This is a genomic window from Methylobacterium frigidaeris, assembly GCF_022179185.1.
Lineage (GTDB): Bacteria > Pseudomonadota > Alphaproteobacteria > Rhizobiales > Beijerinckiaceae > Methylobacterium > Methylobacterium frigidaeris.
In genome coordinates this window covers 13,416-35,982 of the sequence record NZ_BPQJ01000054.1, presented here as the reverse complement: position 1 = coordinate 35,982, position 22,567 = coordinate 13,416, and the positions used below count along the sequence as shown (strand labels likewise).

18 protein-coding genes and 2 pseudogenes are annotated in these 22,567 nt (G+C 68.2%); 12 read left to right on the top strand and 8 right to left on the bottom strand.

Annotated elements, in window-relative coordinates; all coding sequences use genetic code 11:
* Window positions 1–56 precede the first annotated feature (56 nt).
* A complete protein-coding gene (locus MFF64_RS31545; protein ID WP_099904404.1) occupies window positions 57–1,325 on the bottom strand; it encodes an ABC transporter substrate-binding protein in 1,269 nt (422 codons plus the stop codon).
* Window positions 1,326–1,509: 184 nt separating this feature from the next.
* Window positions 1,510–3,141 (bottom strand): flavin-containing monooxygenase, encoded by a 1,632-nt coding sequence (locus MFF64_RS31540; protein WP_099904402.1) that lies wholly within the window; start codon window positions 3,139–3,141, stop codon window positions 1,510–1,512.
* 270 nt (window positions 3,142–3,411) lie between these two features.
* Between MFF64_RS31540 and MFF64_RS31535 the strand changes: the two genes are divergently transcribed.
* The 3 genes and pseudogenes from MFF64_RS31535 to MFF64_RS31530 all read left to right on the top strand — a co-directional run.
* Window positions 3,412–4,401: a LysR family transcriptional regulator gene (locus tag MFF64_RS31535; protein ID WP_238193331.1), complete on the top strand. Its 990-nt coding sequence runs from the start codon at window positions 3,412–3,414 to the stop codon at window positions 4,399–4,401.
* A gap of 419 nt (window positions 4,402–4,820) precedes the next feature.
* Window positions 4,821–4,955 (top strand): hypothetical protein, encoded by a 135-nt coding sequence (locus tag MFF64_RS37930; RefSeq protein ID WP_273557186.1) that lies wholly within the window; start codon window positions 4,821–4,823, stop codon window positions 4,953–4,955.
* A 63-nt stretch (window positions 4,956–5,018) separates the two neighbouring features.
* A pseudogene (locus tag MFF64_RS31530) lies at window positions 5,019–5,318 on the top strand (alpha/beta hydrolase); the annotation flags it as partial.
* Window positions 5,319–5,377: 59 nt separating this feature from the next.
* On the opposite strand, the gene MFF64_RS31525 reads toward MFF64_RS31530, so the two are convergent.
* Window positions 5,378–6,076 carry a GntR family transcriptional regulator gene (locus MFF64_RS31525; RefSeq protein ID WP_238193330.1) on the bottom strand — a complete coding sequence of 233 codons (699 nt, stop codon included), beginning with the start codon at window positions 6,074–6,076 and terminating at the stop codon, window positions 5,378–5,380.
* 105 nt (window positions 6,077–6,181) lie between these two features.
* Here MFF64_RS31525 and MFF64_RS31520 point away from each other — a divergent pair, with 105 nt between their 5' ends.
* From MFF64_RS31520 to istB, 9 genes and pseudogenes are all read left to right on the top strand, one after another.
* The gene (locus MFF64_RS31520) at window positions 6,182–9,544 is read left to right on the top strand and encodes a molybdopterin-dependent oxidoreductase (protein ID WP_238193329.1); all 3,363 of its coding nucleotides are present in this window, start codon (window positions 6,182–6,184) and stop codon (window positions 9,542–9,544) included.
* A 19-nt stretch (window positions 9,545–9,563) separates the two neighbouring features.
* On the top strand, window positions 9,564–11,024 hold the full coding sequence (locus MFF64_RS31515; RefSeq protein ID WP_238193328.1) for a short-chain fatty acid transporter: 1,461 nt from the start codon (window positions 9,564–9,566) through the stop codon (window positions 11,022–11,024).
* A gap of 115 nt (window positions 11,025–11,139) precedes the next feature.
* Complete coding sequence (locus MFF64_RS31510) at window positions 11,140–11,445, top strand: acyl-CoA dehydrogenase family protein (RefSeq protein WP_309296474.1); 306 nt, start codon at window positions 11,140–11,142, stop codon at window positions 11,443–11,445.
* Window positions 11,442–12,026 (top strand): AMP-binding protein, encoded by a 585-nt coding sequence (locus MFF64_RS31505; protein ID WP_238193327.1) that lies wholly within the window; start codon window positions 11,442–11,444, stop codon window positions 12,024–12,026. The genes MFF64_RS31510 and MFF64_RS31505 overlap by 4 nt, the downstream gene beginning before the upstream one ends.
* Before the next feature lie 364 nt (window positions 12,027–12,390).
* A pseudogene (locus tag MFF64_RS31500) lies at window positions 12,391–14,050 on the top strand (IS1182 family transposase).
* A 904-nt stretch (window positions 14,051–14,954) separates the two neighbouring features.
* Window positions 14,955–15,137: an Rmf/CrpP family protein gene (locus tag MFF64_RS31495; protein WP_238193326.1), complete on the top strand. Its 183-nt coding sequence runs from the start codon at window positions 14,955–14,957 to the stop codon at window positions 15,135–15,137.
* A gap of 1,309 nt (window positions 15,138–16,446) precedes the next feature.
* Window positions 16,447–16,833: a response regulator gene (locus MFF64_RS31490; protein ID WP_238193325.1), complete on the top strand. Its 387-nt coding sequence runs from the start codon at window positions 16,447–16,449 to the stop codon at window positions 16,831–16,833.
* 137 nt (window positions 16,834–16,970) lie between these two features.
* On the top strand, window positions 16,971–18,296 hold the full coding sequence (istA, locus tag MFF64_RS31485; protein WP_238193324.1) for an IS21 family transposase: 1,326 nt from the start codon (window positions 16,971–16,973) through the stop codon (window positions 18,294–18,296).
* Complete coding sequence (istB, locus tag MFF64_RS31480; RefSeq protein ID WP_238193323.1) at window positions 18,236–19,105, top strand: IS21-like element helper ATPase IstB; 870 nt, start codon at window positions 18,236–18,238, stop codon at window positions 19,103–19,105. Before istA ends, istB begins: the two co-directional genes overlap by 61 nt.
* Before the next feature lie 187 nt (window positions 19,106–19,292).
* Here istB and MFF64_RS31475 read toward each other — a convergent pair whose 3' ends face one another.
* The 5 genes from MFF64_RS31475 to MFF64_RS31460 all read right to left on the bottom strand — a co-directional run bounded on the left by MFF64_RS31475 (window position 19,293) and on the right by MFF64_RS31460 (window position 22,567).
* On the bottom strand, window positions 19,293–20,267 hold the full coding sequence (locus MFF64_RS31475) for an alpha/beta fold hydrolase (RefSeq protein ID WP_238193322.1): 975 nt from the start codon (window positions 20,265–20,267) through the stop codon (window positions 19,293–19,295).
* 67 nt (window positions 20,268–20,334) lie between these two features.
* Complete coding sequence (locus MFF64_RS38085) at window positions 20,335–20,490, bottom strand: hypothetical protein (RefSeq protein ID WP_244913921.1); 156 nt, start codon at window positions 20,488–20,490, stop codon at window positions 20,335–20,337.
* A complete protein-coding gene (locus tag MFF64_RS38080; protein ID WP_309296473.1) occupies window positions 20,490–20,612 on the bottom strand; it encodes a hypothetical protein in 123 nt (40 codons plus the stop codon). The genes MFF64_RS38085 and MFF64_RS38080 overlap by 1 nt, the downstream gene beginning before the upstream one ends.
* Before the next feature lie 114 nt (window positions 20,613–20,726).
* Entirely contained in the window at window positions 20,727–21,197 is a 471-nt protein-coding gene (locus MFF64_RS31465; RefSeq protein ID WP_099900397.1) for a phasin family protein, read from the bottom strand.
* 564 nt (window positions 21,198–21,761) lie between these two features.
* A protein-coding gene (locus tag MFF64_RS31460; protein ID WP_099900399.1) for an IS5 family transposase occupies window positions 21,762–22,567 on the bottom strand; the annotation gives its coding sequence in 2 pieces (ribosomal slippage) (window positions 21,762–22,225 and window positions 22,225–22,567; 807 coding nt in all).

Below are 22,567 nucleotides of genomic sequence, written 5' to 3'. Positions count from 1 at the left end.
CGCGGCCCCGGGATGACATCGAGGGCTCCAATTCGTTCGGCCCATACGAACAGCGCTCAGGCGTAGCCCTTGCTCTTCTTCCACTGGGTCTCCAGCTCGACGATCTTGCCCCAGCCGACGTCGGAAAAGTCCTCGACGAAGGGCGCCTTCGGCACGGTGCGGCCCCAGGCGACGGGGTAGCCGATGATGGTGTGGTCGCTGTCGCGCATGGTGATTGTGTCGCCAACCGCGAAGGGGGCGGCGATCGACATGCCCTTCAGGGCTCCGGCGAGCGCCGTGCCCTCAGTGCGGCCGTTGGTGCGCTTGAGTGCCTCGGCGATGAAGAGGCAGCCGAGATAGACCTGCCAGGCCCAGTTGGTCGGCTCGTGGCCCGCGATCTTGGCGAAGGCGTCGGCGAAGGCGGCGTTGGCGGGTTTGGCCGGATAATTGCGGTTGTAGCGGTAGGCGGTGTTGAGCCCCGGCGGCAACTGCTTGATCGCGGTCAGCACCGGCGGGTCGCCGAGGCCGCCGGAGAACATCGTGATGCTGTTGAACAGGCGGTAGAGGTTGCTCTGCTCGATGAAGGCCACCAGGTCGCCGCCCCACAAGGCCGAGTACACCGCCTGCGGCTTCGTCTGCAGGATCTTGGTGATGCTCTCGGTGTAGTCGGGGGCGAACAGCTTCGGCCAGACCTGGTCCACGGTCTCGATCGAGGGCTCGAACATCTTGGCGAATTCGAGGAACTCGGCGGTGTTGTCGCGACCATAGGCGTAGTCGGGCGAGCACGTCATCCAGCGCTTGAGCCCCTTAGCTTTCGCGTTCCGCGCCGCGTAGGTGCCGCCCGCGACCGCGTCGTGGATGCCCTGGCGGGCGCAGCGGAAGGCGGTCTTGACGTGCAGCTTCGGGTCGGCGGAGAGCGAGGAAGTCTCCGAGCAGGTGTGCAGGCACAGGACCGGCAGGTCGCGGATCACCTCGTGCACCGCGAAGGCCCCGGACGAGGCCTCGCCGTCGATGATGATCTCGCAGCCGTCGTTGTTGATGAGGTCGCGGGTCACCTTGGCGGCCTCGTCGGGCCGGCCCTTGGAGTCGCGGTCGATCAACTCGAGGGTGCGGCCGTTGATGCCGCCGGCCTCGTTGATCTGCCGGAAGGCGAGCTGCGCTGCGGCCCGGCTCGACGTGCCGAGGATCGCGACCCGCCCCGAAAGGATCGTCGGCATCCCGACCCGGATCGCCTTGGCCTGGGCACCCGCGACATGCGGGAACCCCGTGACTGCGGCGCCGGCCGCCAGCCCGCCCAACACCTGCCGGCGCGATGGCGCGCGGCTGCTGACCGTGTTCGTGCCCATCCGGTTCCCGTCCCTGATCTTGCAACCCGGGCGCTTTCGCCCTGGGCCTGTGCCGGCGTCTTTTGTTATTTACTTGATGTTTGGTACGTCGATCCTCCGGCATGGTCGGAGGCGAGTCAATCGATACTTGGCTGAAACATTTGGCTGAAACCCTTGGCCGAGAACGTCGCCCGGCGGGCCGCCGTCAGCGCAAGGCGAAGCCCTGGTAACCCTCGGCGGCGACGCGCTCGCAGATGCCGCGGTAATGCGCCATGCCGCCGGCATAGGGCATGAACACCCGCGGCTTGCCCGGCACGTTGGCGCCCAGATACCACGAGCTGCTCGCCATTGGCAGAAGCGTCGCGGAGGCCGCCCGGTCGACCTCCTCGCCCCAGAATTCCGCCGCCTCCGCCTTGGCCTCGATCCGGTCGAGGCCTCGCTCGCGCAGGTGCGCGATGCAGTCGGCGATCCACTCGGCGTGCTGCTCGATCGCTACCGGCATGTTGGTGAGCACCGACGGGCTGCCCGGGCCGGTCATGGTGAACAGGTTCGGAAAGCCCGGCACCTGCAGCCCGAGATAGCTCTTCGGACCCGCCGCCCACACCTCCTTGAGTCGAATGTCGTCGCGCCCGCGGATGTCGAGGTTGAGCAAGGGGCCGGTCAGGGCGTCGAAGCCGGTGGCGAACACGATCACGTCGAGCGGATAGGTCGCATCCGTAGTCCGCACGCCCTCCGGCACGATCGCCTCGATCGGCGCCTTCTTCAGGTCGACCAGGGTGACGTTGTCGCGGTTGAAGGTCTCGAAGTAGTTCGTGTCGATCGGCGGGCGCTTGGTCGCGAACAGGTGGTCGCGCGGCGTCAGCGCTTCCGCGGTCTCCGGGTCCTCGACGATGCTGCGGATCTTCGCCCGGATGAACTCCGAGGCGGTCTCGTTGGCCTCCTTGTCGAGCATGATGTCCCGGAAGACGGCACGGAAGCGTAATCCCCCGCGCTCCCAGGCGGTCTCGTAGATCGCCTGCCGCTCCTGCGGTGACACGTCGAAGGCGGAGCGGTCGTGGAAGTCGAACGGGTGGCCGTTCGGCGCCGCGCGGGCCTTCTCGCGCAAGGCAGAGGAATTCTCGCGGACCCAAGCCTTGAACGCATCGTCCATCGGGCCGTTGCGGGCCGGCACGCTGTAGTTGGCGGTGCGCTGGAATACCGTGAGGTGGGCCGCCTCCGCGGCGATGACCGGCGTCGCCTGGATGCCGGTCGAGCCGGTGCCGATCAGCCCGACGCGCTTGCCCGAAAAGCCGACGCCCTCGTGCGGCCAGCGGCCGGTATGGTACCAAGCGCCCGAAAAGCTCTCGAGGCCCGGGATCGCCGGCACGTTGGCGCTCGACAGGCAGCCGACGGCGGTGATCAGGAACTGCGCCTCGAAAAGCTCGCCGGATTCCGTGGTCACCGTCCAGCGGTTCTCGGCCCCGTCGTAGGCGGCACCGGCGACGCGGGTGTTCAGCTGGATGTCGCACCGTAAGGAGAAGCGGTCGGCGACGTGGTCGAGGTAGCGGCGGATCTCGCCGTGCTCCGGGTAGCGCTCGGTCCAGTCCCACTCCTCCTCGAGCTCGCGCGAGAACGAGTAGGAATAGTAGTAGCTCTCGGAGTCGCAGCGCGCGCCGGGATAGCGGTTCCAGTACCAAGTGCCGCCGATGCCCTCGGCCGCCTCCAGCACCCGCACCGACAGGCCGAGCCGGTCGCGCAGCAGGTGCAACTGGTACAGGCCGGAGAACCCAGCCCCGACGATGATCGCATCGTAATGGTGCGGCCCGGCCTCAACAGTCTCCGCGCGCGGATTCCTCATCGCGTCCTCCCTGGTCGGACACGTCGCCCGGAAACCCCGGTGCGGTCCGTCTCGTTCCTGTGGCGAGGCCGATCCGCCGGACCGGCGTGATGGCCGTTCTCGATTATCCAGCCGTCGGCCATGGCGTGGCCGCGGCATTCCGGCATCGTGGCTTCGACAGCCCGGCGCCTTAGACGCCGGAGGCTAACGCGTTGCGGACGCAGCATCCATTTCCCATACTGCGAACCACATGTGAAATTTATTCATCATGTGCCCGGGAGGCGAACGACAATGAACCGCTTCGGGGAGATGCTGGTCTTCGTGCGGGCGGTGGAGGATGGCGGCTTCTCGGCCGCGGCGCGCAGCCTGACGATGACGCCCTCGGCGGTGAGCAAGCTGATCGGCCGCCTGGAGAGCCGGCTCGGCGTGACGCTATTCAACCGGGCCTCCCGCACCGTCACGCTGACGGCGGAGGGCGAGGCGTTCTACACATCGGCGCTGCGGGCGATCGAGGCGGTGGAGGACGCGGAGGCCTCGGTGCTCGGCGGCGGGGCGACGCAGGGCACGTTGCGCGTCCGCTCGATGCCGACCTTTGCGACCCACCAACTCGCACCGCTGATCCCGGCCTTCCGCCGCCTGCATCCGGGCCTGCGGCTCGACTTCGTCCTCAGCATGGAACCGGGCAACCTGCTCGACGGCGGCATCGACGTGGCGATCCATGTCGGGGAACTCGCCGATTCCTCCCTCACGGCCCGGCGGTTCGCGAGCACGCGCTGGATCATCTGCGCGTCGCCGGCCTACCTCGCAGCGAAGGGGACGCCGAGGCGCCCGGAGGATCTGGCGGCCCACGAATGCCTGAACTTTCCCTCGACCGCCCCCTGGAGCATCTGGAGCCTGCGCGACGCGGCAGGAGAAACCCGGCGGCTCAAGCCGGCCGGGAGCGTCGCGGCGAATACGGGACAGATGCTGCTGGCCATGGCCCGCTCCGGGGCCGGTATCGTGCGGCTGGCGGAATTCCACATCATCCACGATCTGCGCGCCGGCCGGCTGGTCGAGATCCTGCCCGAGCGCCACAGCGGCGCCGAAGATCCAATCTTCGCCCTCTACAACGGCCGGCGCCACCTCAGCCCACGGATACGCGTCTTCCTGGATTTCCTGGAGATGTCCTTTTCCCAACAGCCGCCGGCGTGGGAGAGATCCTTGAACGAGAGGGTGTGGAAAACGCCTCATGACGAGCAGCTGAAGGAATGCGATCCGGGCACGCACGCTCAGCCTGCTTGACGAGGCTGGCCGTAATTCCGCGCTCGAGCCCGATAGCGTCGGCCTATCCGAGATCCTCGAACGTCTCTCACGCCTCGCAAGCAGGTTCGAGCCACGCCCGTGCCGTGCAGACGGAGCCCGAGATGCGGGCTTGATGCTGTGACGACGAATGGCGCCTCGAGCGCCTCATAGGACTTCCGATTGATTGCCTCGCAATGCGGAAGTCGGCTTCGTTCAGGTGTGTGGAGCCTCCGGCTCCACCGCGCGGGCTGATGATACGAATTCCGGAAGGATCCTTCCGGAATTCATGTCACATGTCGGTCGCCTGATCATCCCGTGAACCGCCCCGGATTTCCGAACGACTGTAATCAGATAGCGGCGGCCACGGCGCAAACGGTACCTTGGCAAACATATTCCTATCCACGGCTTGCGGTCGGTTCATGGCCGAAGCAGGCCGGCAGGACGTGCCGCAGCTCGAAGCGACGCGGCTGTCGCTGCATTGCTCCGTGCAGCAGGCGGCTCGCTGCTACAACGAGGCCGGAATCGACGCAGGCAAGGCCTTTCGGCTGATCTGATCGGTGCAGGCAGGGCACGGCAAGCGACCTGCGAGCTTCCGCCTCGCGCCAGTTGCAGCTCACATCGGCCGCGCCGCCAAGCTGTATGCGGCGGGCCACGACCTGAGGGACCCGCAGCTCTCGCCGATCTACGGCGATTTCAGCCGCTTCCCGCCAGCGATCCTGACCTCGGGCACGCGCGACCTGTCCCTGTCGAACACCGTGCGGACGCATCGCGCGCTCAAGCGTGCCGGCGTCGTGGCCGAGCTGAACGTCTACGAAGGTCAGTCGCACGCCCAGTAAATGGGGAACGTCGACGCACTGGAGACGCGGGAGGCGTTCACCGACATCGCCCGGTTCTTCGACGCCCATCTCGGGCGATAGAACGGTCGCGTTTGCGAGCGCCCCCGATCCGGATCCACGGATCGGGGGCGCCGTCCGGATCAGGCCCGGACCGCCCCGTCGCGCGGCGCTTTCAGATAGTCCGAGAAGATCGGCTCCCAATCCATGATGTGCTTGTGCATGAGCGCCGCCGCGTCTGTCTCGCTGCCCTGCTGCAGCAGCGCGATGATGCGGTAATGCTCAGGGACGGATTCCTCCTGGCGCGCCAATCCGGCCGGTGAGCCGATCCCGTAGAGCCGCATCGTGTCCCGCAGCCGCATCACGATGCCGGTCAGGACCGCGTTGCCGGCCCGGGACAAGAGCTCGCGGTGGAAGGCCCGGTCAGCGGCGAGGTAGAGCGGGACGTCGCGCGTGCGCACCGCCCGGGCGATCGCATCGGCCTGACGCGTGAGCTCCGCGACGTCGGCCAGCCCGGACCGCACCAGCTTCACGAAGGCGGAGGTCTCGAGCTGCAGCCGGACCTCGAACAGGTTGCGCAGATCCTCCAGGGTCGGCTCGACGACGCAGAAGCCGCGGTTGCGCAGGGGCTGAAGAAGGCCGTCGTCGGAGAGCTGGAGCAGGGCCTCGCGCACCGGCGTCGTCGAGATGCCGAGCGTCCGGGCGAGACCCGGCACGGACAGGATGGTGCCCGGCCCCACCTCGCCCGAGACGATGTCGAGGCGCAGGCGTTGCTGCACCTGCTCGCGCAGGTTGGCCTCGGCGGTCATCGGCGCCGCGGCGACATTGTGCTGGCTGACCATTCTTCACCCTCCGATTGCCGCTTATACGCGCGGCGAACCGGCTTGCGGTAGCGCGTCACGCGGTTCACACTAACGCGTGACGCGCTACCGGATAGGAAGGTCGGGATGTCCGAGGTCAAGGCGGGCTATTGCACTCTCTGCCGCTCACGGTGCGGCTCCCTCAACGTGATCGAGGACGGCAGGCTCGTCGCCGTGCGGCCCAATTCCGACCATCCGACCGGCAGCGCGCTCTGCGCCAAGGGTCGCGCCGCGCCCGAGATGGTCGGCAGCCCGCGGCGCCTGACCGTCCCGCTCCGGCGCACCCGGCCGCGCCACGATCCCGATCCGGGCTTCGTGCCGATCACCTGGGACGAGGCTCTGGGCGAGATCGCGGCCCGCCTCGGCGAGATCCGGACGCGCCGGGGCGCCGAGGCGGTCGCCTTCGCCGTCACCACGCCGAGCGGGACGCCGATGGTCGACAGCTTCGAGTGGGTCGAGCGGTTCATCCGGGTCTTCGGCAGCCCGAACCTGATCTACGCGGTCGAGGTCTGCGGCTGGCACAAGGACTACGCCCAGGCGCTGACCTTCGGGCGTGGCATCGGCATCCCCGATTACGACCGGGCGGAGGCGATCGTGCTGTGGGGGCACAACCCGGCCCGCACCTGGCTCGCCCAGGCGACGCGGGTCGCCGCCGCCCGCCGCCGCGGCGCGACGGTGGCGGTGGTCGATCCCAAGCGCGGGGGCTCGGGCGAGGACGCGGATTTGTGGCTGCGGATCCGCCCCGGAACCGACGCCGCCCTGGCCCTCGGGGCGATCCGGCACCTGATCGCGACCGGCCGCTACGACGCGCCCTTCGTCCGGCGCTGGACCAACGCGCCGTTCCTGATCGATCGTGACACCGGCCGCTTCGTCCGAGCGGGCGAGCTGTGGCCCGGCGGCGCGGAGGAGTCGTGCTTGGTGCTCGGCCCCGACGGGCCGCGTCCGGCCGAGGCTGATCCCGACGATTCCACGATCCTGCTGCGGGGCGAGGACGTCCTGCGCGCGCGCGACGGGCGCACCCTCTCGTGGGCGACCGCGCTGACGCTGCTGGAGCGCGAGGCGGCGGCCTACACGCCCGACCACGTCGCGGCGATCACCGGCCTGAAGCCTGACGACCTCGCCCGGTTCAACGCGCTGTTCGAGGGCTCGCCCCGCCTCGCCTACCATTCCTGGACCGGGGTCGGGCAGCACACCAACGCGACCCAAACCGAGCGGGCGATCGCCTCCCTCTACGCGCTGACCGGCGCCAACGACCGGGCCGGCGGCAACCTGTGGACCGTGCCGCCGCCCTCCCGGAGCGTCAACGATTACAGGCTTCTGGCGCCACACCAGCGCGCTAAGGCCTTGGGGCTCGACGCGCTTCCCCTCGGCCCGCCGTCCCGGGGCTGGATCACTGCGCGCGACTTCGCCCGCGCGGTGACCGAGGGCGAGCCCTACCGGGTCGAGGCGCTGATGAGCTTCGGCTCCAACATCGTAGTGTCGCAAGGGGCGTCGTCGCGCAACCAGGAGGCGCTGCGGGCGCTGGGTTTCCACGTCCACGTCGACATGTTCCTGAACCCGACGGCGGAGAACGCCGACATCGTGCTCCCAGCCAGCATGCCGTGGGAGCGCGAGGCGCTGCGGGTCGGGTTCGAGATCACTCAGGAGGCCGCCGAGCTGGTGCAGCTGCGCCAGGCCATGGTCCCGGCCCTGCTCGACACCCGGGCGGATTACGACATCGTGTTCGACCTGGCCTGCCGGCTCGGCCATGCGGAGGCGTTCTTCGGCGGTTCGGTCGAGGCCGGCTGGAACCACCAGCTCGCGCCGCTCGGGCTCACCGTGGCGGAGCTGCGCGCCCGCCCGGAGGGCATCCGCGTCCCGCAAGCCGTCTCCGAGCGCAAATACGCCGCGCCCGGCGCGGATGGCCGGCCGAGGGGCTTTGCCACGCCGACCGGCCGGGCCGAACTCTATTCGGAGCTCCTGCTGGCGCATGGCCAGCCGCCCCTGCCTGCCTATGTCCCGGCCGCCGGCGGTGGCGACCCGGCGCTGCCGCTCTGGCTCTCGACCGCGAAGTCGGGCTGGTACGTGCATAGCTCGCACCGGCACATTGCCTCTTTGCGCCGCAAGGTTCCCGATCCCATGGTCGAGATCAGCCCCGCCGCTGCCGCGGCCCGGGGCATCCTGGACGGCGACTGGACCAGCTTGTGCACGGCGCACGGCACGGCGCGGCTGCGCGCCCGGATCGACCCGACGCTGGCGGACGACGTGGTCATCGCGGAATTCGGCTGGTGGGAGGATTGCCCGCCGCTCGGCCGGCCGCGCGATCCGAGCACCGGGGCCGGCACCCTGAACGTCAACGATGCGCTCTCGGACACGGACCGGGATCCTGTCAGCGGCTCGGTGCCACTGCGCGCCGTCGCCTGCGAGATCGCGCGGGACGAGGAGCGGAGCCGCGGCTGGTGGAGCGGCGGGCGCGCCTTCACGGTCACGGGGGTCCGGCGCGAGGCGGCGGACATCGTCGCCCTCTCGCTCGCCCCGGCAGACGGTGGTCCGCTGGCGGGTTTCCGGCCCGGGCAGCACGTGCTGGTGGCGACCGGCGACGGGCTGGCGCGCTCCTACTCGCTCACCGGGCCGCACCAGGATCCCAACCGCTACGAGATCGCCGTAAAGTGGGTCGGCCCGGGCACCCCTTCGCCGGGGCGGATGTCGACGCATCTCCACGGGCTTCAGGCGGGCGCGAGCCTGATGCTGGAGGCGCCCCAGGGCATCTTCACGCCGCCCCTCGATGGGGGCCGGCCCGTCCTCCTGTTCGCCGCCGGCATCGGCATCACCCCCTTCGTCAGCTACCTCTCGGCGCTGGCACGGGCCGGCGCCCGCCCGCCCGCGTTCCATCTCGTCCATGTCTGCCGCGACGGGGGCACTCATCCGTTCGGGCAGACGTTGCGGGACCTTGCTCCCCGCCTGCCGGGCCTCACCGCCACCCGCGTCTTCACGCGGCCAGCGCCTGGGGATGTCCTTGGCCGGGACTACGACCGCGCCGGCCGCGACGCCCTGCGCGACCTGCCCCCGCCCTTCCCGGGCCAGCGCCCCCTCGCCTATCTGTGCGGTCCGGAGGCCTTCGTGGCGGACGCGACCGCCCTCCTCCGCGCCTGGGGGCTGCCGCTCTACGACATCGCCAGCGAGCTGTTCACCACCCGGACGGAGGTCCCGGCTGACCTGACGCCGCGCACCGTCGCGCTCGCCCGCAGCGGGCAGACATTCACATGGTCGCCCGGAACGGGAACCCTGCTCGATGCCGCCGAGGCCGCCGGTCACCGCCTGCCGAGCGGCTGCCGCACCGGCCAGTGCGAGAGCTGCCAGGTCCGGGTCGAGGCCGGGTCGGTCGCCCATCTCGCCACCTATGACGGCCCCCCCGACCATTGCCTGACCTGCCGCGCCGTCCCGCTCGTCGACTGCGTGCTCGACGCCTGACCCTGAGGAGGATCCCGTCATGACCACCGTCCCCGACACCATCCACGCCCGCACCGCCGCACCGGCGCCGCCGCGCGAGAACCTGCTGGTACGCCTGTCGCAGGTGATGGTGGCCTTCGCCGAACGATGGTTTCCCGACGCCTACGTCTTCGTGCTCCTCGCCGCCATCCTGGTCGCCGCCGGGGCGCTCCTGCATGGCGGAGAGGCGGTGACCATCAGCCGGGCCTTCGGCGACGGGTTCTGGAGCCTGATCCCGTTCACGATGCAGATGGCCCTGGTCGCGGTCGGCGGCTACGTCGTCGCGGTGTCGCCGCCGGTGGCCCGGCTGATGCGCCGCGCGGCATCCGTGCCGCGGACCGGGCGGAGCGCCGTCGTCTTCGTCGGCGTGGTCAGCATCCTCCTGTCGCTGGTGAACTGGGGCGTGAGCCTGATCTTCTCGGGACTGCTGGTGCGCGAGATCGCCCGCCGCACCGACATCCGGCTCGATTACCGTGCCGCCGGCGCGGCGGGATATCTCGGCCTCGGCTTCGGCTTCACGCTCGGGATCAGCTCGTCGGCCGCCCAGCTCCAGGCCACCCCGGCCAGCATCCCGGCCTCGCTGATGCCGATCACCGGCGTAATCAGCTTCTACGAGACGATCCTGACCTGGCAGAACCTGCTGGTGATCGGCGTCGGCGCCCTGCTCTCGGCGGCGATCTGCCACTTCACCACGCCGTCCGACGCCAATGCCGTCACCGCGTCCGATCTCGGCGTGAGCCTGGCGGAATCGCGGATCGAGGACCAGCGTCCGACCCGGCCCGGCGACTTCCTCGAGTTCAGCCCGATCCTGACGATTCTGACGGTCGTCCTGGCGGCGGGATGGCTCTACGAGACCTTCCGGTCCGGCAACCCGCTCATCACGCTGTCGGGGCTCAACACATACAACTTCGTGTTCCTGCTCTTCGGGGCCCTGCTGCACTGGCGGCCGCGGAGCTTCCTGACGAGCTTCTCGCATGCGATGCCGAGCGTCGCCGGCGTCCTGCTCCAGTTCCCGTTCTACGGCGGCATCGCCTACATGCTGACCCGGGTGAAGAACGCCTCCGGCGCGACCCTGTCGGACACGATCGCGCACGGCTTCGTCAGCCTCGCGCACGACACCGGCACCTTCTCGGCCATCGTCGGCCTGTACTCGGCGACGCTCGGCTTCTTCATCCCCTCGGCCGGCGGCAAGTGGGTGATCGAGGCGCCCTACGTCATGAAGGCGGCCAACGAGGTCGGTGCCCATCTCGGCTGGACCGTGATGGTGTACAACATCGCCGAGACGCTGCCGAACTTCATCAACCCGTTCTGGATGCTGCCGCTGCTCGGCGTGCTCGGACTGAAGTCGAAGGACCTGATCGGCTACACCTCGATGCAGTTCTTCATCCACTTCCCGATTGTGATGATCCTGGCCTCCTACCTGATGACGACGTTCACCTACGCGCCACCGGTGATGCCGTGAGGCGCCAGAGGCGACGCGAGTTGCGACGCCGTCGCGACGCCGAGCCCGCTCACTGCGGGCTCTCGAGCCGCCGCGGAACGTAGCGGCCGGTGCCGACCGCGTCGTCCTGGAGGGCGTGGTCGCGCAGGACCATCCGGCCCCGTACCAGCATGTGGAGCACGCGCCCGCGGAACCGCCAGCCCTCGTAGAGCGAGTAGCCGGCGCTCGACCGGACGTCGTCGCGGCCGAAGTCGCGACCGAGGTGGCGTCCAAGGCCGTGCAGGTCTGCGGCGCCTACGGCACGATGGTCAACGCGCCGTTCAACCGGTTCTTCCGCGACGCCAAGACCTACGAGATCGGCGGCGGCTCGACGGAGGTGCTCCGGAACACGCTCGCCAAGTACATCGACAAGCATATCGTCAAGCAGGCGGCCGCGTCGTGATCGCCGATCTCCTCGCTGCCCAGGTCGCACGCCGGCCCGACGCGCCCTTGGCGGTCACCCGGGAGGGCCGGTTCAGCTACGCGAAGGTCTCACGCCGCTTCGCCGCACGCCTCGCGGAGGCCGGCATTCGGCCGGGCGACCACGTCGCGCTGATCGCCGGGAACTCGCTCGCGTATCTCGTCGCTTGGTTCGGCATCCAGGCGGCCGGGGCGGTCGCGGTCTGCCTCAACAACCAGGTGATGGGCGAGCGGATCGACTACTTGGTCGGCCAGTCCGAAGCCCGGCTCGTCGTCGCCGGCGAGGCGTGGCTCGGCGCCCGGGCGGACGACCTGCGCGAGGTCCGCGCCGCCCTGCCCCGGTTGCGGCTCCCGGCGGACGCGGATCTCGGTGCAGCCCTCGCCGACCGGCCCGAGGCCGAGCCGGCGGCCCGCGTCGCCTCCGATCTCTGCACCATCCTCTACACTTCGGGCACGACCGGGCTGCCGAAGGGCGTGATGTGCGCCCCTGCCGGCTACCTCGCCACCGGGCGCGAGACCGCCCGCATCCTCGACCTCACCGAGGACGACCGGATCTTCGTCTAGCTGCCGCTGTTCCACACTAACCCGCAGATGTACGCGCTGATGGGTGCGCTCACCGCCGGGGCGTTGCTGGCGGTCGCGCCGCGCTTCTCGGCCGGCGCCTTCTTCGAGGACGCACGGCGGCTCGGGGCGACCGGCTGCACCTTCGTCGGCACCGTGCTCGCCATCCTGGCCGCCCGCTACGACGCGCCTGAGCACGACCACACGTTGCGCTTCGCGATCGGCGGCGGCACCACGCGGGCGCTCGCCAGGACGATCGAGGAGCGGTTCGGCATCAAGGTGATCCTGCTGGCGAAGTCGGGCAGGGCCGGATCAGGGTGGTCTTCCGCGGTGTTGGTGCCGATCCTTCGGTTCGCGAGGCCACACCATGTCGCTCCGCCCGACCACCCCGAACGATGTTCCCGTCGAGACCGCCCGCGTCGCCCGCGCCGCGTTCCCGCACGGCTCGCTGCTGCTCAGCCTACGCGACGAGCTCGGCCCCATCTTCGACGACGAGCGCTTCGCCGCCCTATTCCCGCGCCTCGGTCAACCCGCCGCGGCACCCTGGCGCCTGACCCTCGTTACCCTGCTCCAGTTCGCCGAGCGCCTGCCTGACCGGCAGGCGGCCGATGCCGTGCGCAGTCGGATCGACTGGAAGTACGTGCTCGCCCTGCCGCTCGCCGGCGCTGGCTTCGACGCCTCCGTCCTATGCGAGTTCCGGACGCGCCTCGTCGCTGGCCGGGCCGAGCACCTGCTCTTCGTCGCCGTCCTCGAGATCGCCCGCGCCCGCAACCTCGTTCGTTCGGGAGGGCGGCAACGGACCGACGCGACGCACGTGCTGGCAGCGGTCAGCAGCCTCAATCGTCTCGCCTGTGTGATCGAGGCGATGCGCCACGCCCTCAGCGCGCTGGCCGTCGCCGCTCCGTCCTGGCTCGCGGCACACGCCCAGAGGCACTGGGCGGAGCGCTATGAGCCCCGCGGTCTGGCCGAGCGCCAGCCGCGCGCCGGGCCCGAACGCCGGGCGCTGGCCATCAGTGTCGGCGCGGATGGGCACGATCTCCTCTCAGCCGTCCACTCCGCAGATGCACCCGTCTGGCTACGACAAGTTCCAGCGGTCGAGACCTTGCGCCGGATCTGGGTCCAGCAGTTCTGTCGCGAGGGCGGCGCGGTCGGCTGGCGCGAGGCAGGGAATGTGCCGCCTGGGGCCCTGTTCATCAGTTCGCCCTACGATCTCGACGCGCACTTCGCACGCAAGGGCACGGCATCTTGGGTCGGCTACAAGGTCCACCTGACCGAGAGTTGCGACGCGGATCGGCCGCGCGTGATCACCCACGTGCAGACCAGTGCGGCGCCCCTTGCCGACGGCGCGGTGACGACGTCGACCCACGAAGGCACTCGCGGCAAAGGATCTGCTCCCGGCCCAGCACCTCGTTGACACCGGTTACGTCGATGCCGGCATCCTGGTCGAGACGCGCCAGCGCTTCGCCGTCGACCTGCTCGGCCCGGTGCGGCGCGACCTGCGCTGGCAGGCCAAGAGCGGGGCGGGCTTCTCGGCTGAGGTGTTCCACGTCGACTGGGGGCAGCGACAAGTGACCTGTCCGCGCGGCGCCATGAGCGCGAGCTGGACGCTGGCGGTCGACAACCGTGCTACGGCAGCGGTCAACGTGAAGTTCTCGCGGCGCGACTGCAAGACCTGCGCCGATCGCGCAGTGTGTGCGGGCCCCTGTGCCGACCGCCGCCTGATGACCCTGCGCACACAAGGCGAGTGCGAAGCGCTGAAAACGGCGCGCCGTCGGCAAGAGACCCCGGCCTTCGCCGCGCTCTATGCATGGCGGGCTGGTGTGGAGGCGACGATGTCCTGGGCGGTACGCGGCTTCGGGCTGCGCCGTGCCCGCTATATCGGACGCGCGAAGGTCCACCTCCAGCACCTCGCCATCGCGGCGGCCCTCAACATGATGCGATTGACCCGGTGGATCGTCGGCCTGCCCATCGCCGGAACCCGCGGCAGCCCGTTTGCCCACCTCTTCCATCAGACCTCACCAGCCTGACTTCGCCAGCAGGATCGAAAGTGCGGATGAACCCCGTTCCAATGCCGTTTGACAGACGGGCGAAGGCCGCGCTGCCCCGTCCCCGCTTCCTCCCGCACCACCCCTCATCTGACCCGCTCCTGACGCTTTCGAAAACAACCATCCTCGCGTTCCATATGCCAAGCTTATGCGAGGGCGGGTCGGACTCCTTGGACGGGAAAATCCGCTCCCGACGCCGTGCAATTAATTGCACGGTGGGCGCTGGCGCCGACCATGCGCACAAGGGAGGCGTACGGAACCAGCTTACGTTCTCGCCTCAGCTCCAGGGTGTCTCCGAGATTGAGTGGGCGGTGGCTGAAGTGCGGGCCTTCACGGCGATAGTACAGGAAACAGGATCAGGCGGGTTCGGGGCGTGACTGGAGCGCTCCCAAGTGCGTGGTTACGTGTCTGTTTTGCGATCCTCAGTTTGGTCCGAGATAGCGGAGGTCGAGCCGAGTGGGACGAGAGGACGGCGTGCTTGAGAGCTACGACAGTCCCTCGGTGCAGGCCCTCTTGCGCCAAGTAGGCAGCAAGCAGCAGGATATCGGCGTCAGCCTGGGACTTGACCTGGCCTATGTGGCGCTACGCCTCCTCGGGAGGAGGAAGCCATGACCAGCACCGAGCGTGCCGAGCCTGGAGACAAGATCTCATCCGATACGTCTGGAACAGGTGAGAACCTCTGCCCGAAGTGCGACGGCACGGGCGAGGTCCGCGGCTCGCCCTGCTCTGACTGCGCTGGCACGGGGAAGGTAATCAAGCCAATATGAGCGGCCTGAACAAGCAGGATTGTAAAAACCGCTTGATGCAGAGGTTCCGAGAGCGACACAGCCGTGAAAAATGTGGCGGTAGCTCCCATATCTTGGTGAGACAACCAGGAGCATGAGCTATGGCCTACGAGGATCACGCGCTCGACCCAACTTCTGAGGGCATGAGAGCAAGGCACCTTGGCCGGCGGCGTGATGCCTGCCCTTACCCTATTAACTCAGAGGAGCGCGCAAAGTGGCTTGAGGGGTTTGAGGGGCGTGTTCGTGATGACGCTCCAGACATGCCGCGAGATCGTGACGCCTGATGCTGACGCTCGCAGCACCCCGGCCAAGCTTTGACCCCGGGTGGGTGGTTTGTGGTTCGTCGATCGGCCGCCCACCATGGAGCGCTGCGGCGATAGTTCACAACGAGCGAACCAGCAGCGCAAGGAATGCGTTGTTTTGTGACGGATTATTTTCAGATTGATCAGATCAACAGCGCCTCTGCCCCGCTCGTCCAGTAGGATCGTATTCTATCATGATGGTGTTTTCGCTTATTACTCTAAGTGTATCCACATTGTTTAGCGTTGCGATCATAATTGCGATCAGCCGCGGGTGGCTCAGGGAGAATTGATATATAAAATAAAATATTCTTCCAATCATTCGGCCCAAGTGCATCGAGTTTTTCCCTCGTCTGTTTGGCTCTAGTCAGGCGACTTGAGCACAGCCGTTGTTCAGATTGTCTCGGCGGGCTTGAGGCAGGGCGCTGATGATGACCTGGATCGTCCGCGTGTCTATTCTCTGATGCGCCCACCTCCTGCGGCCGCCGTTAGGATGACAATCCTGCTGGAGAGAGTGAATTGCCATCTTTCCCACAAGTGAACTCACCACTTCATCCGGCAGTTGAAGGGTAAGGCAAACCGGAGACCAGGGATGAAACGCCTCTTCCATCTTTACCGCGCTGCTGCTTTCACCACGATCGGCTTCCTTTCCACGCCTCTACTCGCTCAGGAGGGCGGTCCCTGCACGGACGACATCGCCAAGCTCCGGCGTGATCTGAGCACGCAAGTCGGGTTGGGAGCTCCCGTATCCGAGCCAGATTACGGCCTGCGCAAGGGGCCGAATGACACTGCAGGCCAGAGAACCGCGTCCGCGGCCACTGGTAGTGCGGGCCAGCCGGTCGGGACGCCTGAGACGGACCGCGCCCAGAAAGGCGGTGCCTCTCGCGAGATGGGCGGCACACCGGGGACCGTCGGCGGCGTGGCTGGCCCGGTTGGTGCCGCTGCTGGAGCTGGACAAGCGGACGCGATCGCCAGCGGCAGGATTGCGACGTCGCCCGAGGACGTCCGCCGCCAGTCCGAGAACCGGCCGACGGCCGCAGCGGAGGCGGCTCAGGGAGGCGTGGCCGCGACTGCCAGGGGTCCATCGACTGAGGACAGGGCCTCGCAAGCCAAGATGGCGCTGCAGCGAGCCGTCGACCTGAATGCGAAGGGCGACCGATCCTGTGCAGACGCCGTCAAGCAGGCGCGGGGCTTGATGCCGTCCCGCTAATGAGGATGGTGAAGGGCTGACAAGCAGCACGTGCCGTCGAGCCACAGGCGCGGATTGTCGGTAATGGGGTGGAGAACGGCGATTATGACCGACATCGATCCTGAGCAGCAGCGAGCCGTCATCTTGGTCGAGGAGGAGGCTGACGAGAGAGAAGCGATCGCGGCGCTCCTGATCGAGGCAGGTTTCAAGGTCGCCCAAGCGGCGACGACGGATGAAGGGCTTGCTCTCCTCACCACTCACAAGGCGGCAGCAGCCCTTGTCACCGACGCGCACGTGCCGGGATCCATTGATGGGTGGGAACTGGCGCAGGAAGCTCGTCAGCGCTGGCCCGAGATGGCAGTCATTTTAACGTCCGGGCATTCAGACGCAACCTCGGGTCCGCTGCCGGACGGGGCCGAGTTCGTCCTCAAGCCCGACATCGTCGGCACTCTCGCACCCATGCTGAGGAGGCTGACTGTCAGCGGGCGTTGAATACTCCCTGATTGCGGGCATCGAAAATTCCCTGGTCGGTGCCCTGGCCCGCGGAGGCGGGACGCCCCCCGCACCCTCGGGCTTATCCATCCTCAGCCACCATGCCCGCCGACGCGTATCGGTCGGGAGTGACGAGGATGGTCCTGCTGGGAGAACTCCTCATGATCCTGGACCTGCACCGACAGGGCCTGTCCGTCACCGCCATCGCCCGCCGGACCGGGCGCGACCCGAAGACAGTCCGCAAGTACATCGAGCGCGGCCTGGAACCGCCGGCCTACGGCCCTCGCCAAGCCGGACGTCCGAGCAAGCTCGCGCCCTATCTCGACTATCTGCGCGAGCGCGTCGCGGCCTTCCCCGATCTGAGCGCGGTTCGCCTGACCCGCGAACTGCGTGAGCGCGGCTATACGGGAGCCTACACCGCTGTGAAGCGGTTTGTGGCTGCGATCCGGCCGGCCGAGGCCAAGCCCTACGAGGTCCGCTTCGAGACGCCGGCCGGCCAGCAGGCTCAGGTCGACTTCGCGCGCTTCGTCGTCATCTTCACGGACGCACCGGATACGGCCTGCATCGTCTGGCTGTTCTCGCTGGTGCTCGGCCATTCCCGGCACATTGAGGCGCGCTTCGTCCTGCACCAGGATCTGCAGACCCTGCTGCGCTGTCACATGCAGGCGTTCGCCGCGATCGGCGGCGTGCCGATAGAGATCCTCTACGATCGCATGAAGACGGCGGTCACCGGCGAGGATGCGGGCGGCCACATCGTCTACAACCGATCTTTGCTAGCGCTGGCCAAGCACTACGGCTTCCTGCCCCGCGCCTGCCGGCCCTACAGGGCAAAGACGAAGGGTAAGGTCGAACGGCCATTCTCCTACATCCGCCAGGACTTCTTCCTGGCGCGCTCCTTCCGCGACCTCGACGACCTGAACGCCCAGCTGCGAACCTGGCTCGACTCAGTCGCCAACGTCCGCCTGCACGGCACCACGCAGCGGATCGTCTCGGAGGCCTTCGCCGCCGAGAAGCCCGAGTTGCAGCCGCTGCCGGCCGTGCCCTTCGATGCCCTGCTCAAGCTGGAGCGGCGCGTCAGCCACGACGGCCTCGTCTCGATCGGCGGCAACTATTACAGCGTGCCTGATCGGACCCGGCGCGTGGTCGAGGTGCATCAGCTGCCCGACACGATCCGCATCCTCGACAGCGGCCGCCTCGTGGCGAGCCATCCGATCCTGGAGGGGCGGCGCCAGTACCGCGTCGATCCCGACCATCGTCAGGGGGCGGCGGCGCGGGCCATGCGCCACGGCCATCCCGACAGCCTGACGGTCGGCCGCCGCGGCGATCACGTCGCTCGGCGCTCGTTGGCCGTCTACCAGGCGATCGGCGAGCGGCTCGCCGGCACTGGGATCGGAGGCCGCTCATGCCCAGCGCCGCCACAGCCTGTGCCGCCACCACCCTCGACAGCATCAAGCGCAGCCTAGTCGGCCTGCGGATGCCGCGCGCCCTGGAGGTGCTCGATGCCACGGTCCGGCGCATCGAGCAGGGCGAGATCGATGGCATCTCTGCCCTCGACGAGATCCTGACCGAGGAACTGACGCTGCGCGAGAGCCGTCGCGTGAAGACCGCCCTGCTCGTGGCGCGCCTGACCACGGTCAAGACGCTCTCCGGCTTCGACTTCACCTTCCAGCCCTCGCTCGACCGGGAGCGCATCCTGGCGCTGGCCGAGCTGACCTTCATCGACCGATCCGAAGTGGTCCATCTGCTCGGCCCGCCCGGCACCGGCAAGAGCCATCTCGCTACCGCGCTCGCCGTCGAGGCGGTCAAGGCCGGGCGCAGCGTGGTGTTCTCGACGCTGGCCGATCTGATCGCCTCACTCGCCAAGGCTGAGCGCGACGGCACGTTGCGCGAGCGTATCCGCTATCTCTGCCGGGCCGCGCTCTTGGTCGTGGACGAGATCGGCTACCTGCCGGTCGTGCCCGGCGGCGGCAACCTGTTCTTCCAGCTCGTCAACGCCCGCTACGAGCGGGGCGCGATGATCCTGACCTCCAACCGCGGCTTTGCCGAGTGGGGCGAGGTGTTCGGCGATCCGGTCGTGGCCACGGCGCTTCTCGACCGCCTTCTGCACCACGCCGTGGTCATCCAGATCGAGGGGGCGAGCTACCGTCTGCGTCAGCACGCCGACCTCGTGCCCGAGCACGTCCGCTCGAAGGCCCTCATCACCCCGCCGCCCGCCCCGAAGCGCCGCGGCCGACCTCCCGGAAGGGCGATGCTCGATCACGCCGCCGGCTGATCACCGGTCACTGCCGAACCCGCCGGTCAGGGAATTTTGAAAGCCCACAATCGCGGAGACTTCCAGGCCCGTTGACAGCTGACCGAGCGCAAGTGACAGAGGGGCTGACCACGGCCGCCGTGGTCGCGCCCCGCGGACCGGGGGATGGGGAGCCGGAACAGGCTGTCTCCCCGCTCCTCGGACCGGCTCAGGCGGCTCTGGCGCGCGGGTGCTCCGAAGCCTGTTCGACGGCCCTGACCACCTGCTCGGGGGCGAGGTGGTGGATCATGTGCCCCAGGCCCGGAACGACGATCAACGCGCTCTGCGGCAACTCGCGGTGCAGCCGCTCCGACTGGCGGCCGACGTCGGCGACCTGGTCGTCCGCCCCCGCGATGATCACGACCGGCAGCTTCAGGTTGCGGTAGTGCTCGTGAAGCTCCACCGTGACCGGCGTCATAAGCGCCGCGTCCTCCGCCGAAGCCCGCAGCTGAGACGGGCGCAGCATGAGGTCCCTCGGGAACTCCTCGTCGAAGCGCTCCGGCACCGGGGCTGGCGCGAACATCGCCTTGATCAAGCCCGGCAGGATCAGCCGCGACACCACCGGGGACACCGTATAGCGCATCACGTCCCCGAGCACCGGGATCGCCGGCGGCGAGAACAGCACCACGTCGGCGCGCAGCGTCGGGTAGTAGTAGCCGGAAGCCAGCACCAAGCTACGCACCATCTGCGGCGCCTGCAGAGCGAGGGCGACCGCGACCAGGCTGCCCCACGAGTGGCCGAGCACCACCGCCTGCGTGACGCCGAGCCGCCGCAGCGCCTTCTCGAACAGCGTCGCGTGAGCTCGCGGCGTCCATAGGGCGCGCGGCCGCTCGCTGTAGCCGTAGCCGGGCCGGTCGATGAGGATTACCCGGTGGCGCTCGGCTAACGCGTCGACGACGCCGCTGACCAGGAAGTCCTGGATCATGGTGCCGTTGCCGTGGATGAGCACCAGCGGCTCGCCGCGGCCGCGCTCGAGGTAGTGCAGGCGCACGCCGTCGACGGTCATGAAGCGGCCGATTGGCGGGTGGCGCCGTTCCGCCTCGCGCGTCTTGGCAACCGCATAGAGGGCTGAAGCTCCGAGCGCGGCTGCCGCTCCCAGCAGGGTCGGGGCGAGCCAGCTGCGCGTGTTGGATGGCTGCGTCACGGTGAAGGCCTATCTGTTGGGGGCATCCCGCCTGATCAACGGGATCGATCCGACGCGAGGCCGCGTGTCACGGACGGGGAGCTCTGCGAGCGACCGGGCGATCAGGCGCCTGGTGTTCTGCGGCTACGTGCTCGCGGTAGCGGGACACGACCGTCGAGGGCGAGCCGCCGCTCATCAGCGTCTCGGCCGCCTCGACGGCGACCCCGATCTTCTCGATGATCATCAAGGTTGCCTCCGCGCGGCCGTCCCGCCGCCCCCGGCCAGCCTGACGAGCCGGAGCTCGATCACCCTCTGGGCCTCGCGGGCCAGCATCGTCGAGTTGAGGAGGAAGAAGGGGGCGTACATGGGGTACTCCGCACCGCGCGGTGCGGGCGCCCGCGTGGGAGGCAGGAGAAGAGGCGACCGCCCCTCGAAGGGGTTGGCGCGCCCCGAGGTGTGCGGCTCGGGGCGCTAGGCGCCTCAGCGGGTGAGCGCGGAGCTCTGCTGGGCAAGGCCGGAGAAGGCCTTGCTGGCCTCCTCGACCGCGCGGACCGAGCCCTCGGCGATGGCCTTGCTGTCCTGCACCATCTGCTGCAGCCCCTCGCGGACCAGCTCGCTTTGGATTGCGGTGAACTCCTGCACGGAGGTCGCGCGCATCAGCTTATTGAGTCCGTCGAGGTTGCGCTGCCACTGCTTCTGACCCAGCTCGAACCAGATCCGCGAGGCATCCTGTATGGCCTGGGTCAGAACCATGCCGCAGCGCGTGACGGCTTCGAGGTTCTGCTTGGACTGGTGTGCGAGGCGCTCGCTGTCCTGCCCGGTGAAGCCGAGCGTGCGGGTGAAGCGATCAGCGGCCTCGCGGGCCTGCTGAGAGGGTGTCTCGACGTTCTTCTGCACAATCTGCTTGGCGTTTTCAGCAGCATTCTGGCTGAGATCAGCAATTTTACTCATGTCGTCTGCCCCATCTTCTTCACATGTCTACTTAAATCACTTACCAAATACAACGTGAACGCTGCACCCAGACCGTGAGCCAAGTAGGTTCATTTGGTGCGTTGCACCTATGTTGTTGCGGTTTAAGTATTTTCAAGTCTAAGTGAATCGTTTTACTCCAAAAAAGTCATGTCATATTTCATCAATCGTCACGCTCAAGGTTCAACTATGTGACCGCGGTGCACAATCAGCTTCTCATCATTCTGGTGATTGCGGCTGAGGCCAAAACAGCCATGCCACCCCAGGAGCCTTCGTATCGCGGAGGTGCGTTCGGCTTTGATTACCAGGGGATCCGAGCACCCACGACCAGCTCGCCAGCAGCCCATGTGGAGACCCAGATAGCTCGGAGTTGCCAGCTGCCGCCTGTGCACCGGCATACTCCAGCATCATATCTTCAATTTCTGCAGGTCCAATCACGGTGGCTCCTCGGCGGACATGCTGTGCTGCACAACGCAACAGGCAGCGCCTATGTTGGTTCCATGCTGGCTGTTGTTCGGCTGGATGTACGAGTTTCACTAAGAGCGCCTAACAGAACCGCTCGATCTGGTGGAGCGTGATGAGACTGGCCTGCAGGAATGTGAAGGCTTCGTAGATGTCGGCGCGGCGCTCATAGCGGATGGGCAATCGGCGGGCGCGGTTGAACCAGGCGTGGCTGCGCTCGACCACCCAGCGATGCCGTCCGAGCCGGTCACTTCTCTCGATGCCGCGTCGGGCAATCCGCGGCCTGATCCCGCGCTCCCGGCACTCCTGCCGCCGCACTCTGGCGTCGTAAGCCTTGTCGGCGTGCAGCTTGTCGGGCCGCCGGCGCGGGCGTCCCCGCCGCCCGCTACGCACAGGCGGGATCGCGTCCAGCGTCGGGGCCATCAGCGGGCTGTCGTGGCAGTTGGCGCTGGTCAGAACGAGGCCGAGCGGCGTGCCGCGCGCGTCGGTGATGAGATGGCGCTTGGTGCCGGCCTTGCCCCGGTCCGTCGGGTTCGGGCCGGTGGCAGACCCCCTTTTTTCGCCGGCACGCTCGCGCTGTCGACGCTCGCTCGGCTCCAGTCGATCTCACCCGCCGCATGTAGGCGCTCGAGTAGCACCTGATGCAGGCGCCGCCACACACCGGCGGCCTGCCAGTCGCGCAGCCGGCGCCAGCAGCTCATGCCGCAGCCGCAGTTCATCTCGGCCGGCAGCATCTCCCAGGGGATGCCCGAGCGCAGCACGAACAGGATGCCCGTCAGGGCGGCGCGATCGTCCAACCGGGGACGCCCACCCTTGGGGCGAGGCGGGTGTGGCGGCAGAAGCAGGGCGATCGCAGCCCAGAGATCGTCGGGTAGAAGCGGGCGAGCCAT